This window comes from Streptomyces sp. B21-105 (assembly GCF_036898465.1).
GTDB lineage: Bacteria > Actinomycetota > Actinomycetes > Streptomycetales > Streptomycetaceae > Streptomyces.
In genome coordinates this window covers 9,019,167-9,032,814 of sequence record NZ_JARUMJ010000001.1, presented here as the reverse complement: position 1 = coordinate 9,032,814, position 13,648 = coordinate 9,019,167, and the positions used below count along the sequence as shown (strand labels likewise).

The following is a 13,648-nucleotide window of genomic DNA, read 5'->3' as shown; positions in this document are numbered from 1 at the left end:
GCCCCGCGCGTGCCGACCACGACAAGTAGCCGCGTCAGCTCTTTCTGCGCCGCGCCGCCTGCGGCGACAGATGCCGGGCCAGCGTATCGAGCGCGTCGGTGACTTCCTTCATCGCCACAGGGTCCTCGTCTCCGAGCGCATCGGCGAGAGCGCCGTCGATAGTGGTCGCCCTGACCTGGATCATCCGGTCGGAGGGACGGGGCGCTTGACGAACCAGGAGGCGGCGGCGGTCGTTGGGGTCGTTCTCGGTGACGACCGCGCCAGCCTCCTTCAGGCGGGCCACGGCGGTGGAGACCTGGCTCTGCGGGAGTCCGGTGCGGGCGGCGATCTCGCCGACGGCACTGTCGGGGTGGGCGGAAAGGTCACTCACCACGATGAGCACGGACCGTACGCCACCGCCGTAGCGGGCCATGCCGCCCTCCGGCTCCGGCATGGCGCCTTCCCCGATCTTCATCAGGGTGCGCCCCAACAGGAACAGCTCGACTCCATCCATACCCGCACAGTACATCCGTCTCGATACATCGCCAAAAGATGCATCTCTATTGATGCATCTCTATTGATGTATTAGCGTGAGGGGGACGCCGGGCAGACCGGCCCGCAATCCCCCGACGGACGAAGGAGACTGCCGTGCGCAAGTGGCGATCGAACCCCTGGGCGGTGCTGGTGACGCTCTCACTCGGGTTTTTCATGACCCTGCTGGATCTGACGATCGTGAACATCGCGATCCCCGACATGATCAGCGGCCTCGGCGCCACGCTGGATGAGGCCCTGTGGACGGTCAGCGGCTACGCCCTCGCCCTGTCGGTGTCCCTGATCACCGCGAGCAGACTGGGCGACCTGCACGGCCCGCGCACCCTGTTCGCCGCAGGCCTGACCGTGTTCACCCTGGCCAGCATCGCCTGCGGACTCACCCCCGGCGCAGCGGCACTGATCGCCGCCCGCGCCGTGCAGGGCGTCGGCGCAGCCCTCCTCGTCCCCCAGACGATGACGCTGATCGTGTCGGTGTTCCCCGCCCACCGACGCGGCGCGGCGCTGGGGATCTGGGGCATGGTCGCAGGCGCGGCCACCCTGGCCGGCCCCACCCTGGGCGGCGTCCTCGTCTCCACCGTCGGCTGGCGCTGGATCTTCCTGGTGAATGTGCCCCTCGGCATCGCAGCGCTCGCCCTGACCTTCACGCTCGTCCCCGACATCCGCCCCGCCCGCACCCACCGCTTCGATCTGACGGGCGTGCTCCTGGCCACCGCCGCGCTGTTCTGCCTCGCCTTCGGCCTCCAGGAAGGTCAGCGCTACCACTGGGGGGCGGGAATCTGGGGCCTGATCGCCGCGGGCCTGGCACTGGCCGGCGTCTTTCTGCTGCACCAGCGCGCCACCCAGGACCGCGAACCCCTCGTCCCTTTCACCCTCTTCAAAGACCGCAACTTCACCGTCATGACCGTACTGGTCGGCCTCATCTCCATCGCCATGCTGGGCCTCGTACTGCCCTTCAACCTCTACCTGCAGTCCGTACTGCACCTCAGCGCGATGAAAGCCGGCCTCGTCCTCGCCCCCTCGTCCCTGGTGTCCATGGCCCTCGGCCCCTACGCAGGACGCCTCGCCGACCGCATCGGCGGCAAACCCCTCCTCCTGACCGGCCTCACCCTCTACGCCTGCGGCATCGTCGCCATCGCCCTCACCGCCGGCCCCGCGACACCCTGGCAGGCCTTTCTCCCCGCCACCCTCCTCACCGGCCTCGGCATCGGCTGCACCCTCGCACCCATGACCGCCGAAACCATGCGCCACATCCCACCTCACCACGCAGGCGCGGCGTCAGGCATCAACAACACCATCCGCCAGACCGGCTCCGTCATCGGCGCCGCCACCGTCAGCGCCCTGCTCCAGAACCGACTCACCGCCGAACTCGCCACCGGCAAGACCTACGCAGCCGCCTTCCTGACCACCCTCCACACCACGACAGCCCTCCCCATCGCGGTAGTGACCATCGGAATCCTCATCTGTCTCCTCCTCCGCAACCACACCAAAACCCCCACCACCGCATCCGTACCCGCACCCGCACCCGCACCGTCCACCACACCCACCGCGAACACCCAGAACGCGAGCCAAGGCCCAGCCGGCCACTGACCCACAGGAGACGCCACGCAGCGTAGGTGCGATTCCATTCGGGACGCGTGGCGCGAGGGTGCGGCGTACCGGGTCGCAGACCTCAACGCTACCGTCGCCGGATGGAGAGCTGGGACGAGGACGGCGTACGCGCACGGATACATGCGATGGCAGCACACGACCCGGGGCGGAAGCGCTTCGGAGCGCACACGCACCAGTACGAACTGGCACCTCGGATGCCAGAGGTGGAGATCCGAGCATTCGAGGAATCGCACGGCATCGATCTGCCGATGGAACATCGTGAGCACTACCAGGACGCCCGGGCGTCGCGTGAGCGGCGGGCGACTTTGGGCGCCAGCAGCCACACAGGACACAGACGGCTCGGCCCCCTGCTTCCCGAGTGAGGCAGGGGGCCGAGCCGTCTCCGCCGTCAGGCGAGCGGCGGAAGCTGTTCGCCCTGGACGGCCTGGACGGTCTGGTTGTAGTTCATCGCGAAGTCCTCGCGCGGCAGTTCCACGGTGGCCCGGAACGCGGCCCGTGGGCCGCCCCGCGGGTCGGGACCGGTGCCGAGGCAGGCCAGGCCAACGACCCGGGCCTTGTTTGTTTCCTGACCGCCGACGCCGACGCCCGCGCGGAGGCCGACGGCCCGGCGCGCACGCCACGGGTGGGTGGCGTTGCTGCCGGGCCGTCAGTCACTCACGCGGTCTCACTTGCCGTGCAAAGCCCTGCGGCGACGTCCGCGAAGTACCAGCACGCCGCCGGCAGCGATGACCAGCAGGCCACCGATGGCGCTGTACGTGACAGCGGTGCTCGCCCCGGTGGAAGCCAGGGGGCCGAACGTGTTGCTGCTGCTCGGGGACGGCCGGCCGGCGGGTGCGCCGTTCTCCGCCTGCGCACGGCTGCCGGTCTTGCCGGCGGCGGAGACAAGCGGCGCGGCGACGGGCGGCGTGGCGGCGGGCGACGGCTTGTCAGCGCCGGCAGTCCCCGACGCGGGCTTCAGCTGAAGAGTCGTGATCGAGTACGGCGGCAGCTTCTGTGCGCCCGCCGTGCCCCGCTTCGCCCGTCGTCAGGGAGGTGTCGCCCTTGGCATACGAAACGGTCGTGACCACCCCTGCGGCCGGGGTGAATCCGGCGTACGAGAGCGACACCTGCGCCGCGTCCTTCGGGCTCTTGTTGATCAGCATGACGTTCAGACCGCCCTTTCCGCTCCGCACCGCGTGCACGGCGACCGACGAGTTGCCCGAGGACGACTTGACCATGGTGTCGCCAGGCTTCGCCAGTGCGGTCAGTGAGCGGATGCCCCGGTAGGTGGGGAAGGGCGTCTCGCGCGGCGGTTCGCACTTCCCCCCGGCGCAGGTTCCGGCGGAGAGAATGCCCCCGTCCTGGTAGTCGGTCTCGCCGTGGACGGTGGTGGGTGCTTCGCCCGTGCCGTTGTGCAGGTTCCACCAGTCCACGTGGGTGGCACCTTGCTCGAACCAGGTCATGTAGGTGTCCGGCGCGAACAGGGCTGCGGCCTGGCTGGTCAAGGCGGGTGAGCCGACGGCGTCGGTCTCGGTGACGGCGATCTCCACCGAAGCGGCGTGCGAGCCCGCGTGGGTGGCGATCAGCGAGCGCAGCGAGGACCTGACACCGGCGATCTGGGAGGGGGTGTTCAGCAGCTCGGCAGTGGTGGTGCCGCCCGGATACCAGTGGACGATGACGAAGTCGATCGAGCGTCCCGCGACGGAGAGCACCGTGTTGTTCCAGTCGGCGGTGTCACCGGCAGCCTTCTCCGCATCCGGCCAGAAGCCAGGGGTGTTGAGCACCGCTCCGATCTTCACCTTCGGGTCCACGGCCTTCATCGCCTTCGAGTAGGCGACGAGGTTCTTCCCGTACTCCTTCGGGCTCTTGTCGGCGTGGTTGTCAGTTTCCCAGCCCTTGCCGTCGCCGTAATGCCCGTTGCCGTAGACCTCGTTGCCGATCTCCCAGTACTTCACGCCGTAACCCTTGTCGACGTTGGCGTACTTGACCCAGTCGGCGGCCTCCTTGGGGGTGCCGGAACCGTAGTTGGCGGTCAGGATCGGCTGGGCGCCGACCTTCTGCGCGGTGGCCATGAAGTGGTCGAAGTTGGTGTTGGAGGGGATCCAGCCGCTGCCGTCGCCGTAGGTGTGGGTCTTCCAGTGGTAGTCGTCCGCGCCGGAGCCGCCGGGAAAGCGCAGCTGCCGAACTCCCGCCGCCTTCATCAGCGATGTCGCCTTGACGCTCCCCATATGCTCGTCGCCGTAGCCCGTGTTGAGGCCGACACCACTGCTGGGCACCGTGCCCAAGGAGGTACCGGCATCCACACGGATGCCGACGGTCGGCGCGGCGCCCGCGCTGGGCGCCAGGGCGCCGACACCGGCCGAGGCGGCGAGCACCGCCACCGCCCCCACGACACAATGCCGGAGCATCCGGCTACGGCGGCGGGGCGTGCGACCCCGAGGCATCGGCTGCTCGGCGGATCTCGGGTCGTCTGGTGACACGTAGTGCTCCGATCGGGTGGTGACACAGAGGGCGTTGCACCGCTGACCACGGCTCCGGTGGTTCATCGAGGACGTCTGGGGCCAGTTCGACGACGACCACACCCGCCCCGGCGCCCCGCTGTTCCCCTCCGAGCGCAAGAACGCCGACGGGTCCTCGCGTCGGGTGGGCGACGACGCCCTGCGCAACGGGCTCAAGGACGCGGCCAAAGTGCACCTGCCCGGGTGGGGAAAGAAGCTGACACCGCACGCCCTGCGGCATTTCTACGCGTCCCAACTCGACGGAAACGGACTGGACTTGATGGCAAATCAGGAGGTTTTGGGACACTCGTGGATCGCCACCACGATGCGATACCTCCACGTCCAGCAGACCCGGGTCGAGGACGCCTGGGTCTCCGGGACGGAACGGGCCGCGAAGCGGCTGGAAGGACTGGTCCGATGAGGTGGAACCTGCGGCTGACCGCCGCGGACAAAGGAGTCTGGAAGGCTTCCGAACTCCAGCGGAACCTGGCCGAGCACGGATTGGTGATCTCGGCGGGGAAGATGTCGGGCCTATGGTCCGGGCAGCCCGTCTCGCTCAAGCTGGAGGACCTGGACGTCATCTGCGTCGTCCTCGGCTGCGAGATCAGCGATCTACTGATCCCCGAGCCGGAGAAGGTCAGCCGCCCGGGGGAGGCGGAGACGGAACGAGCGGCAGTCGGCGCGGGGACTGCCGCACCGGCGGTGATCCCCAAGCGCCGGGACGGCCGATCCCTCCCGCCGGCCTGATGCCGCCACGATGAGCAAGATCCGCGACGGCAAACCGCGGCTTCCTGCGTGGCTGCTTCGCCTGGGGACAGCTGCCCCGCCGGTTCTGCCGGGCCTGCTACACCTGCGGCCAGCTCAACCCGCCTGGCCCATGCACTGTCTGCCGTCGTGAGGTTCCCATCCACGACGGCCACTGCCGACTCTGCCGGGCCCAGGCCAGCTGGGCCGTCAAGGCAGCGGGCGTCAACGGCGAGGCCGCCGCACCGACGACCTTCCTACGGCGCGTGAAGCACCAACAGCTCTTCTTCGCGAACCTGCAGCGGCCCCGCAACGGCGGACCGCCCATCGGCAAGCAGGGGCGCCGAGTCCTTAAACGGGACCAGGACCAGCCCCAGCGCTCGTGATGACGGGCTGGATCCAGCCGCCTCTGTTCACCACTCGGGACTACCGCACCTTCGAACGTGAACGGCACGCCGACCTGGCCAACCCGTGGATGATCCGGGCCCGCCGGGCAGCGCGCGCTCTGAGTGAGGCGCGCGGGTGGACCCGCTGGGTCGCCAGCGACGTCGACCGGGCCCTGGTCATCGTGCTGTCCGGCCATGCCGAGGGCGAGTCGATCCGCTGCACCGAGATCTTCCCGGCCCTGCGTGGCCGGGGACTCCCGGTCGGTCGGACCGCCGAAGTTCTCAACTAACTGGGCCTGTTCACTGACGACCGCACGCCAGCGGTCGATCCGTGGTTGGACCGCAAGCTCGGCGCCGTCGCCCCGGGCATCCGCGGCGAGGTCGAATCCTGGGCCCGGCCCCTACCCGACGGCGGCCCGCGGTCCGAGCCCCGCGCACGGCAGACCGCCTGGACCTACCTCAGCGAGATCCAATCGGTTCTGCTGGAGTGGTCCAGCCTCTACGACCATCTGCGGGAGGTCACCCGGGAGGACATCATCGCCGCCCGGGATGCCGCCAGCGGCAAGCAGCGGGAAAGCCGGGTCGTCGCACTGCGGTCGTTGTTCCGTCACGCGAAGGGGAACGGCCAGGTCTTCCGCAACCCCACCCAACGGATCCGTGTCCACCGGCAGGCTGGCGGCGTCGCCCAGCCCTGGGGCAAGCGGACATCGACCAGGCGGTCGCCAGCGCGACCACCCCGGACATCAAGCTGATCACTGCCCTCACCGCCGTCCACGGGACACGGCCGAAGATGATCCTAACGATGCAGTTGGACGACGTGGATCTCGGCAACGAGCGAATTACCGTCGCCGGTCACGTCCGCCCGCTCGACGACCTCACCCGCCAGGCCGTCCTGCACTGGCTCGACCACCGCCGAACCCGCTGACCGAGCACCGCCAACCCACACCTGCTGATCACCCAGAAGACGGCCGTCAAACTCGGGCCGGCGGGCAAGCTCTGGACCACCCGGGCCACCCGCAACCTCACCGCGACCCTGGAGCGACTCCACGTCGACCGCCAGTTCGAAGAAGCCCTGACCCACCCCGCCGACCCCCTTCACCTCGCCCTCGTTCTCGGCATCGACGAGAAGACCGCCATCCGCTACGTGGACTCCGCACAGGCCTTGCTGGATCAGGCCGCTGAACAGCCATTTCGGTGAAGTCTGATCGACCGCTACACGCCTTTGATGGGGGGGGAACATGCCGTCAGGGCAGAGTCAGCAACCGGGGCCGATCGGTGGAGACGATGTCAGGGCGAGCGCGGCGATCCGCAGCTCGGCCGCCCACCTCCGCTGGTCAAGCCCCAACGTGTACTCGATGCAGCACCCGCATTGCGGGATCAGCGATACGAATGATCGTTCCTCAACGGTTTCGACCTCCGTCTCCCACCAGTCGTCCGTCGTCAGGTCGGCGGGAGTGATTTCCTCGTTGATCAGCCTCGCCGCCAGCCGACGCAGCGCGTGGCGCCGTGCCAGGCCCGGATCAGGCAACTCGAGTCCGGCCTCGGAGAGTGCTTGCTCAAACGCGTTGCGGATATCGCGGGCATCCGCGTTGCGGGGCAATCCGGCGAGCTCGCGCAACGTCGGGGTGTCCAGCCTGGCCGCGAGCGCCTCGGCAGCAATCATCGGCAGGTCCTCCGGGCGGATCTCATCAGCCTGATAACGGCACGCCACCTCACCCAGAGACATGAGGCCGCTCCGCGTTGAGGACTCCGGTTCCGGTGTCGTTCCTGCTGTTCTCATGATTTATACGATGCCAGCACCGTCCCAAGGAGGGTTGCCGAAGGGGCGGTCCGCTCGGTACTCACCCCGCGTGTTCGCCTGAACCCGAAGGCCGAACCAACGAAAACACGACAGCCCATCCTCGGGTTCCTTTGGAAAGAACTTCAGTTTGCGTGAACCCAACTACCAGGGGCTGCGGTCGCGCTGCTGAAGGGCGGCGAAGTCGGCGTGTGCTGTCTCGACGGCCTCGGGGTACGCCTGGGATCTTCTCGTGTCGGCGAGGGCCCGGTAGATGCTGGCGACGGACGGGCTCTGTCCCTTGCGCTCCCCACCAACGTGTGGATCAACCAGCCGGACGACCGCGCCGCCGCCCAGTGATCACCTCGGGCGCCGGCGACCCCGGCTCACTCGACAAACCCTGAAACCGACCGACTCACCAGGCTTGACACGTTCCGCGTCTCATGGTCGACCAGGACGAGGCCGCCACCATCCGGGTTCTCCACATGCACGGGCGGGCTCGGCCTTGCACCGAGCCCGCCGCTCCAACTCCATCCGTTCCTGATCGCTCGCTGTGACGCTCACCCTGTTCGGCGCACGTCGTTGCCCGCGAACGTCAGGACCGGAGCCGGACCTGTGTCACGCCACCGGCTAGCGCTGCAGTGTCAGCACTCCCGGCCGGTACGGCAGGAGGCCGTAGTCCCCGCCGTCGGTGCTGGGGTCGCGCCCCTGGTAGAGGAACTGCAGATTGCAAGGGTCGATGGTCTTGGTCTGGTCGGGGTTGGTGCGAACCAGATCGCCGTGGCTGATGTCCCTGGTCCAGGTCGCGCCGCTGTTGGCACTGCCGGCGAAGGGGCTGGTCACGGTGTTGGCCTGCGGTGACGGTGTCCAGGTGCCGTTGAGGCTGGTGGCCGTGAACGCGCGGAAGTAGCGACCGTACCCCGTGTAATTCTGGGCCTCGACGATCATGAGGTACTGGTTCTGGCCCTGGACCTTGTAGACCTCCGGCGCTTCGAACAGGTCGAGCGACGAGTCGCTCATGATCTTCGTGAACGAGCCGAAGGTGCCCGGGAAGTTGCCGATGGGCATGCTGGCGCGGTAGATGCCGCCCTCATCGTCGGCGAAGAACATGTACATGTTCGTGTCGTCGCCGATGAGGGTCACGTCGAGGGGGCCCCTCTTCCGGGTCGTGCCGTCGGGATCCACAACGTCCGGGAGGGTGGTCGTGAAGAGATCCTGCTGCGGGCCCCAGCCGTTGGGGTTGGTGGGGTCGGTCGAGGTGCGGTAGGAGAAGCTGTAGGGCCAACCCCCGTTGTAGGCGAGCACCCAGAGGTTCTTCGGGGCGAAGTAGAACAGCGTCGGCGCGATGCCGTCGAAGGGGATCGTGGTCTGGGTGGCGGTGGCCATGTCGGACCAGTTCGTGAAGGGGCTGAAGGTCGCCAATCCCCAGCGACCGTCGTTACCGGCGAGGTTGTTGTGCGACGTGGCATAGACGACGTGCTTGCCGTTGTAGACGACGCTGGTGAAGTCCTTCAGTGCGGACCACCCCGCCTTCGGCTGGGCCAGCGGGCCGGTCGATGTCCAGCGGTACGTCGACGGAAGAGCACACGTGTTGCTCGCCCCGGACAGGCCGGTCCACTTCTGGTTGGTGCCGCCGTGGCACGACCAGATCTGCACCGCCGTGCCGTTGGTCCTACCCCAGCCCGAGACTTCCAGGCACAGCCCGGACCGCACGCCGACGATCGTGCCGTCGGCGTTCACCCGCCACTGCTGGTTGTCACTGCCGTTGCACGACCAGATCTGCACCGGGGACCCGTTCGTGGTGCCGCCGCCCCGGACATCCAGGCACTTGTTGCCGTACACGGTCAGCTGGTTGCTGTCCGTCAACGTCCACTGCTGGTTGATCCCGCCGTGGCAGTCCCAGATGTGCACGTTCGCGCCGTCGGCCTGGCTGAAGCCCGACACATCGAGACACTTGCCGGAATCAACACCGCGCACGTCGCTGGTGGTGGCCGCCTGAGCCGGGCCGGCGACGAGCAGCGCCGCCAGCGCGGCCAGGGCCGCAACCACGGCGGCGAGCACCGCGGGCGGGCGTCTGCGGCTGAAAATACGTCTGTGCATAAGGACCTCGTCATCCTTGAGCAAGCGACTCCGGTTTGGCCCGTCAGGGGCTGTCCGGAGGCGGTGCGGTGCGGCCCTGTTCGATATACGGGACAGTGGCCGAAGTGCCGATCGAGAGAATGCTAGACATCCCATGAATAACGTCAATACTCCGCGCAAAATCCGCGGGCAGAAACGTTCGCAGGCTGACACCATGAGGCTTCAAGTCCCGTGGTTGTACGGGTCTTTGGCGTGAGGGGCAGGTAGCGGTGCGGGCACGGGCTTGGTGATCATTACGGGCCCCGACCGGGCCGCTCACCTGAGCCTCTGGTTCGGCTCGGTGCCCGACCCGCGCTCGCGGCGGGGTCGGTGGCACTCACTGACGCCGGTCCGGTCGACGTGTGCCTGCGGCGGTCGTCTACGGTGCGGGGAGCGTCGAGAACTCGCCGAGCGGGGTGCGAGGGCCTCGGGTGGGCCGTTCACGGGCCTTCGCCGTGGGGCCGTCACCTGCTCGGGTGGCGGCGTACACCGTCGTCGGCGGCGATCGGGCGTGTGCCGGGGGGTGTTGACGGCGACGGCCCGGACCGCGCGATGGCTGCCTACCACGCCGACCGGCACCATGCCACCGACCAGCACCGCGCGGAGATCGTCGGCGTCCGCACCCGCAGTTACCGGTAGTTCGTTAAATCCGACGGTAGAGGTGAATGCCGTGTCCGGTGGTGACCGCGTCGATCAGGGCTTGGAGCTCGGAGGGTGGGTCCTTGTCCGTCCAGGCTCGCCACCATCGGTTGAGGGTGACGGCGGGGGGGGTGAGCCAGGAACGGGTGGCCCGTAAGGCCCTGGGCCAGCAGGGCTGTTGGGGCTGGTGGTCTCCGTTTGGTCACCCTCTCTGGCCCCTCGTCGGGGCACGGGTCCGGCGCGCTGGCGTCCAGGGGGGTGGGGTGAACCACTGATCCCAGCAGAAGGAGAAGGCGCAGTTGACCAGGGTCCGGTGGCGGCGGATGGCGCGGTCGGAGCGGACTTGGAAGTCGGCCCAGCCCAGTTCGTCCTTGATCTGCTTGTAGCTCTGTTCGATCCACGGCCGCAGACCGTAGAGGCGCACGATCTCGGCCAGGTCGGCGGGCGGGTGAGGGTCGGGGGCGGCGTGGGGTGCGTCGGGGTGGGGCAGGTTGGTGGCCAGGTACCAGGTGGCCTTCTCCGGCAGGGCGGCCGGATCGGTGGTGGCCCCGACCAGGCGGCAGGGTGAGTCGGGGCCGTAGCCGCCCAGGCGGGCATCGGCTGCCCACCAGGTCTGACTGTGTCCGTCGCGGAAGTGACGCTCAACGGGCGTCCAGTCGCCTGGATGTCTGGCATCGCGCCAGGTCAGGGCATGCGCGGCCTCGATGGGGGTGTGTGGCTGATCGGCGCGAGCCCAGGTACCGCGGTGCGGCTTGAACGCGGCCACGTAGGCCAGGCCGGCCTGACGCAGTGCGAAGTACCAGTCGTCGCTGACTTCAGTAGGCGCAGTCGGCGACCACCGCCAGGCAGGCATAGCCCGCCTCCTTCCCGCGGGCCGCGAGGGCAGCGGTCGGCTGGGGTTTCGTGCGGAAAGCCGGATCGGACCGGCCGCGGGCGAAGTGATGGGCCGGGGTATAGGGAGTCGCGTGCAGCGGGTAGTACACGCGGCCGTCGGTCCACACCGTGGCCACCGTGACGATGCCGTTGTCCGTCTTGCCCAATCGGCCCCGCCAATGCTACAGGGCGGTCACCTGCCACTCCTGGTTGGTCCCGCCGGTGCTGGGCCACTGGATGACCCTCGCTCCGTCCGCGGTGGAGGCGTCCTTGACGTCGGCGCACCATCCGTTGCCGACGTTGACGAGCCGGTAGTAGCCGCTGGTGGCGGGGACCAGTTTCCACCACTGGTTGCTGCTGTCGGTGGCGGTCCACTGGTCGAGGCCCGCACCCTGGGCGGATCCGTTGGGGCTGTCCAGGACCTTGCCGCTGCGGACGTTGGACAGCCGGTAGGAGCCGTCGGTGTTCGGCACCAGCTTCCACTGCTGGTTGGTACCACCGGACCACGGCCACTGGACGACGGCCGCGCCGTCGGCGCCGGAGGCACCGCTGACCTCCAGCACCTTGCCGCTCTTGCGGTTCACCAGCCGGAAAGTCCCCAGGTCCGCGGCGAAGGGCCGATCGTAGACCTCGAGGCTGCGGATGGAGGCCCATGCGCCGGAGGGCAGTCCGGTCACCGTCACCCGCACGTACCGTGCCTGTGCGTCGAACACGGACACCTGCACCTGGCTCGTGCTGGTGGTGCCGGTGCGATCGGCCAGTGTGGTCCAGTTCGTGTTGTCGGCGGAACCCTCGATCCGGTAACGGTAGTTCGTGGCGGCGGACTCCCAGGCGATCCGCGTACCAGTGATCGACTTGGCCGCCCCGAGGTCCACCTTCAGCCAGTGGCCGGTGTTGCCGTTGGTCGCGCACCAGCGGGTCGCGGTGGAGCCGTCCACCGCCTTCGCTGCGGTGTTGCCCTGGGAGGTCTGCTCGCTGCTCGCCGTGGCGGCCCTGCCCGCGGCGATGTCGGTGGGGTACACCGTCCGGTCCAGCGTGACGCCGACGATGCTGTCCTCGGGGATGCGGGTGCGGTTGATGCCTGTGACGGTCACCTTGCCGTTGCCGTCCACGCTGTACGGCAGGTCCGCGCCTGACGCCACGTCGAAGACCCGGGTGACCTGCGCGTCCCCGATCTGGGGAGTGGTGAAGGACGTACCGCTGTAGCCGGGCAGCAGGTGGACGTAGAAGGTGTTGTCCTTGCACGTGAAGCCGTACTGGCCGTCCACCGGTTGCCACGGTCCGCTGCTGGTGCCGTAGACGGCCTGGCCGCAGGTGATCAGGAAGGAACCGATCCTGCGCACCAGGGCCTGCTGGTCGGCGGGTACCGCTCCCGTACGGTCAGGGCCGATATTGACCAGGCAGGTCATGTTGCGCACCCAGGAGTTGACCAGGATGTTCATGACCGTGCTGAAGCTCATCACGGGCGCGCCGGCCTTGTAGCCCCAGGTGCCGCAGATGGTGAAGTTCTTCTCCGCCAGTTGCCCGGTGCGCATGGCGCCGGTCGGGATGGAGGGGCCTTCCTCGCTGTTGTAGTCACCCATCCAGCCGGTGCGCAGGTTGACCGTGACCTCGGGCTGGTGTTTGCGCACCATGCCCATCAGGCCGAGAGGGCGGCCGGTGGCGGAGTCGGTCTCGCTGTAGGCGGCGTCCACCGGCCAGTCGTTGGCGCTGTCGCGGAACTTGCCGGGCTCCCAGAAGAAGGCGGCGTCCGCGTCCGTGCCGCGCTGACCCAGCCAGCCGCCGTCCCAGTAGATGTCGTCGATCTTGCCGTACTGGGTCATCAGTTCCTTGACCTGCTGGTACACCTCGTTTTTCATGATCCGCGCGTTCTCCTTGTGCGCGGGATCAGTGGTGTATCCCCACTTGTTGGGCAGGCAGTTGGTGCCGGTGACGTCGTAGTAGCCGGGATAGCGCCAGCTCATCGGCGAATAGTAGAGGCCTACTCTGAGACCGGCGTTGCGTACGGCGGTGACGTATTCGTTGATCAAGTCCCGCCGCATCGGGGCTTGTCCGGCGTGGAAGGCGTTGGGGTGGGTGGAGGGCCACAGGGCGAAGCCGTCGTGATGCCGTGTCGTCAGGACGGTGTACTTCGCGCCCATGTCCTTGGCCAGCTGGGCCCAGTCGGCCGGATCGTAGGCGCTCGCCGTGAACTGCTCGCCGGTCGCGTCGGTGAAGTACTTCTTGTAATTCTCCGGGGTGACGGCGGCGTTCTCCATGTACCACTCGCCCTTGGCCGGGCCTGAGTAGATACCCCAGTGGATGAACATGCCCAGCTTCGCGTCCTGCAGCCACCGGGTCTTGTCGTCGGGCTGCTGCTCCAGACCCAGGTCCACCTTGGGGATGCGGAGCGGAGGGAGCGGCAGCGGCTGGCTGGAGGCGGCATGAGCGGGTGCCGCCAGGGTGGGCGTCACGGCGGCGGCGACCGTCATCGCCGCCATGCCTACTAGCACTGA

Annotated in this window: 15 protein-coding genes and 2 pseudogenes; 8 read left to right on the top strand and 9 right to left on the bottom strand. The window is 68.3% G+C overall.

The window, feature by feature from the left end:
* Positions 1-34 precede the first annotated feature (34 nt).
* Positions 35-493, bottom strand: coding sequence for a MarR family transcriptional regulator (locus QA802_RS40425; protein ID WP_334533916.1), 459 nt, complete (start codon positions 491-493; stop codon positions 35-37).
* Positions 494-627: 134 nt separating this feature from the next.
* Between QA802_RS40425 and QA802_RS40420 the strand changes: the two genes are divergently transcribed.
* Both QA802_RS40420 and QA802_RS40415 read left to right on the top strand, forming a co-directional pair.
* Positions 628-2,118 carry a DHA2 family efflux MFS transporter permease subunit gene (locus tag QA802_RS40420; RefSeq protein WP_334533914.1) on the top strand — a complete coding sequence of 497 codons (1,491 nt, stop codon included), beginning with the start codon at positions 628-630 and terminating at the stop codon, positions 2,116-2,118.
* A 101-nt stretch (positions 2,119-2,219) separates the two neighbouring features.
* A complete protein-coding gene (locus QA802_RS40415) occupies positions 2,220-2,501 on the top strand; it encodes a hypothetical protein (RefSeq protein WP_334533912.1) in 282 nt (93 codons plus the stop codon).
* A 26-nt stretch (positions 2,502-2,527) separates the two neighbouring features.
* Here QA802_RS40415 and QA802_RS41835 read toward each other — a convergent pair.
* A pseudogene (locus QA802_RS41835) lies at positions 2,528-2,677 on the bottom strand (YceI family protein); the annotation flags it as partial.
* A gap of 126 nt (positions 2,678-2,803) precedes the next feature.
* A complete protein-coding gene (locus QA802_RS40410; RefSeq protein WP_334535188.1) occupies positions 2,804-2,884 on the bottom strand; it encodes a hypothetical protein in 81 nt (26 codons plus the stop codon).
* Between QA802_RS40410 and QA802_RS40405 the strand changes: the two genes are divergently transcribed.
* Entirely contained in the window at positions 2,883-3,101 is a 219-nt protein-coding gene (locus QA802_RS40405; RefSeq protein WP_334533909.1) for a hypothetical protein, read from the top strand. The genes QA802_RS40410 and QA802_RS40405 overlap by 2 nt on opposite strands.
* On the opposite strand, the gene QA802_RS40400 is transcribed toward QA802_RS40405, so the two are convergent.
* Entirely contained in the window at positions 3,066-4,526 is a 1,461-nt protein-coding gene (locus tag QA802_RS40400; RefSeq protein ID WP_334533906.1) for a cellulose-binding protein, read from the bottom strand. The genes QA802_RS40405 and QA802_RS40400 overlap by 36 nt on opposite strands.
* Before the next feature lie 235 nt (positions 4,527-4,761).
* Between QA802_RS40400 and QA802_RS40395 the strand changes: the two genes are divergently transcribed.
* The 4 genes from QA802_RS40395 (at position 4,762) to QA802_RS40380 (ending at position 6,498) form a co-directional block, all read left to right on the top strand.
* On the top strand, positions 4,762-5,037 hold the full coding sequence (locus tag QA802_RS40395) for a tyrosine-type recombinase/integrase (protein ID WP_334533903.1): 276 nt from the start codon (positions 4,762-4,764) through the stop codon (positions 5,035-5,037).
* Positions 5,034-5,363 (top strand): helix-turn-helix domain-containing protein, encoded by a 330-nt coding sequence (locus tag QA802_RS40390; protein ID WP_334533900.1) that lies wholly within the window; start codon positions 5,034-5,036, stop codon positions 5,361-5,363. Before QA802_RS40395 ends, QA802_RS40390 begins: the two co-directional genes overlap by 4 nt.
* 382 nt (positions 5,364-5,745) lie before the next feature.
* Positions 5,746-6,036 carry a hypothetical protein gene (locus QA802_RS40385; protein WP_334533897.1) on the top strand — a complete coding sequence of 97 codons (291 nt, stop codon included), beginning with the start codon at positions 5,746-5,748 and terminating at the stop codon, positions 6,034-6,036.
* 45 nt (positions 6,037-6,081) lie between these two features.
* The gene (locus QA802_RS40380) at positions 6,082-6,498 is read left to right on the top strand and encodes a site-specific integrase (protein WP_334533894.1); all 417 of its coding nucleotides are present in this window, start codon (positions 6,082-6,084) and stop codon (positions 6,496-6,498) included.
* 44 nt (positions 6,499-6,542) lie between these two features.
* On the opposite strand, the gene QA802_RS40375 is transcribed toward QA802_RS40380, so the two are convergent.
* The 3 genes from QA802_RS40375 to QA802_RS40365 form a co-directional block, all read right to left on the bottom strand.
* Positions 6,543-6,986, bottom strand: coding sequence for a hypothetical protein (locus tag QA802_RS40375; protein WP_334533891.1), 444 nt, complete (start codon positions 6,984-6,986; stop codon positions 6,543-6,545).
* Positions 6,987-7,001: 15 nt separating this feature from the next.
* Positions 7,002-7,472 carry a hypothetical protein gene (locus tag QA802_RS40370; protein WP_334533888.1) on the bottom strand — a complete coding sequence of 157 codons (471 nt, stop codon included), beginning with the start codon at positions 7,470-7,472 and terminating at the stop codon, positions 7,002-7,004.
* A gap of 681 nt (positions 7,473-8,153) precedes the next feature.
* Complete coding sequence (locus tag QA802_RS40365; RefSeq protein ID WP_334533885.1) at positions 8,154-9,623, bottom strand: non-reducing end alpha-L-arabinofuranosidase family hydrolase; 1,470 nt, start codon at positions 9,621-9,623, stop codon at positions 8,154-8,156.
* Positions 9,624-10,154: 531 nt separating this feature from the next.
* Here QA802_RS40365 and QA802_RS40360 point away from each other — a divergent pair.
* Positions 10,155-10,280, top strand: coding sequence for a hypothetical protein (locus QA802_RS40360; RefSeq protein WP_334533882.1), 126 nt, complete (start codon positions 10,155-10,157; stop codon positions 10,278-10,280).
* Here the strand turns inward: QA802_RS40360 and QA802_RS41830 are convergent.
* Together QA802_RS41830 and QA802_RS40345 are read right to left on the bottom strand one after the other, a co-directional pair.
* A pseudogene (locus tag QA802_RS41830) lies at positions 10,271-11,332 on the bottom strand (IS701 family transposase); the annotation flags it as partial. The gene QA802_RS40360 and the pseudogene QA802_RS41830 overlap by 10 nt on opposite strands.
* A 3-nt stretch (positions 11,333-11,335) precedes the next feature.
* Positions 11,336-13,633 carry an alpha-L-fucosidase gene (locus QA802_RS40345; RefSeq protein ID WP_334533875.1) on the bottom strand — a complete coding sequence of 766 codons (2,298 nt, stop codon included), beginning with the start codon at positions 13,631-13,633 and terminating at the stop codon, positions 11,336-11,338.
* Positions 13,634-13,648 lie beyond the last annotated feature (15 nt).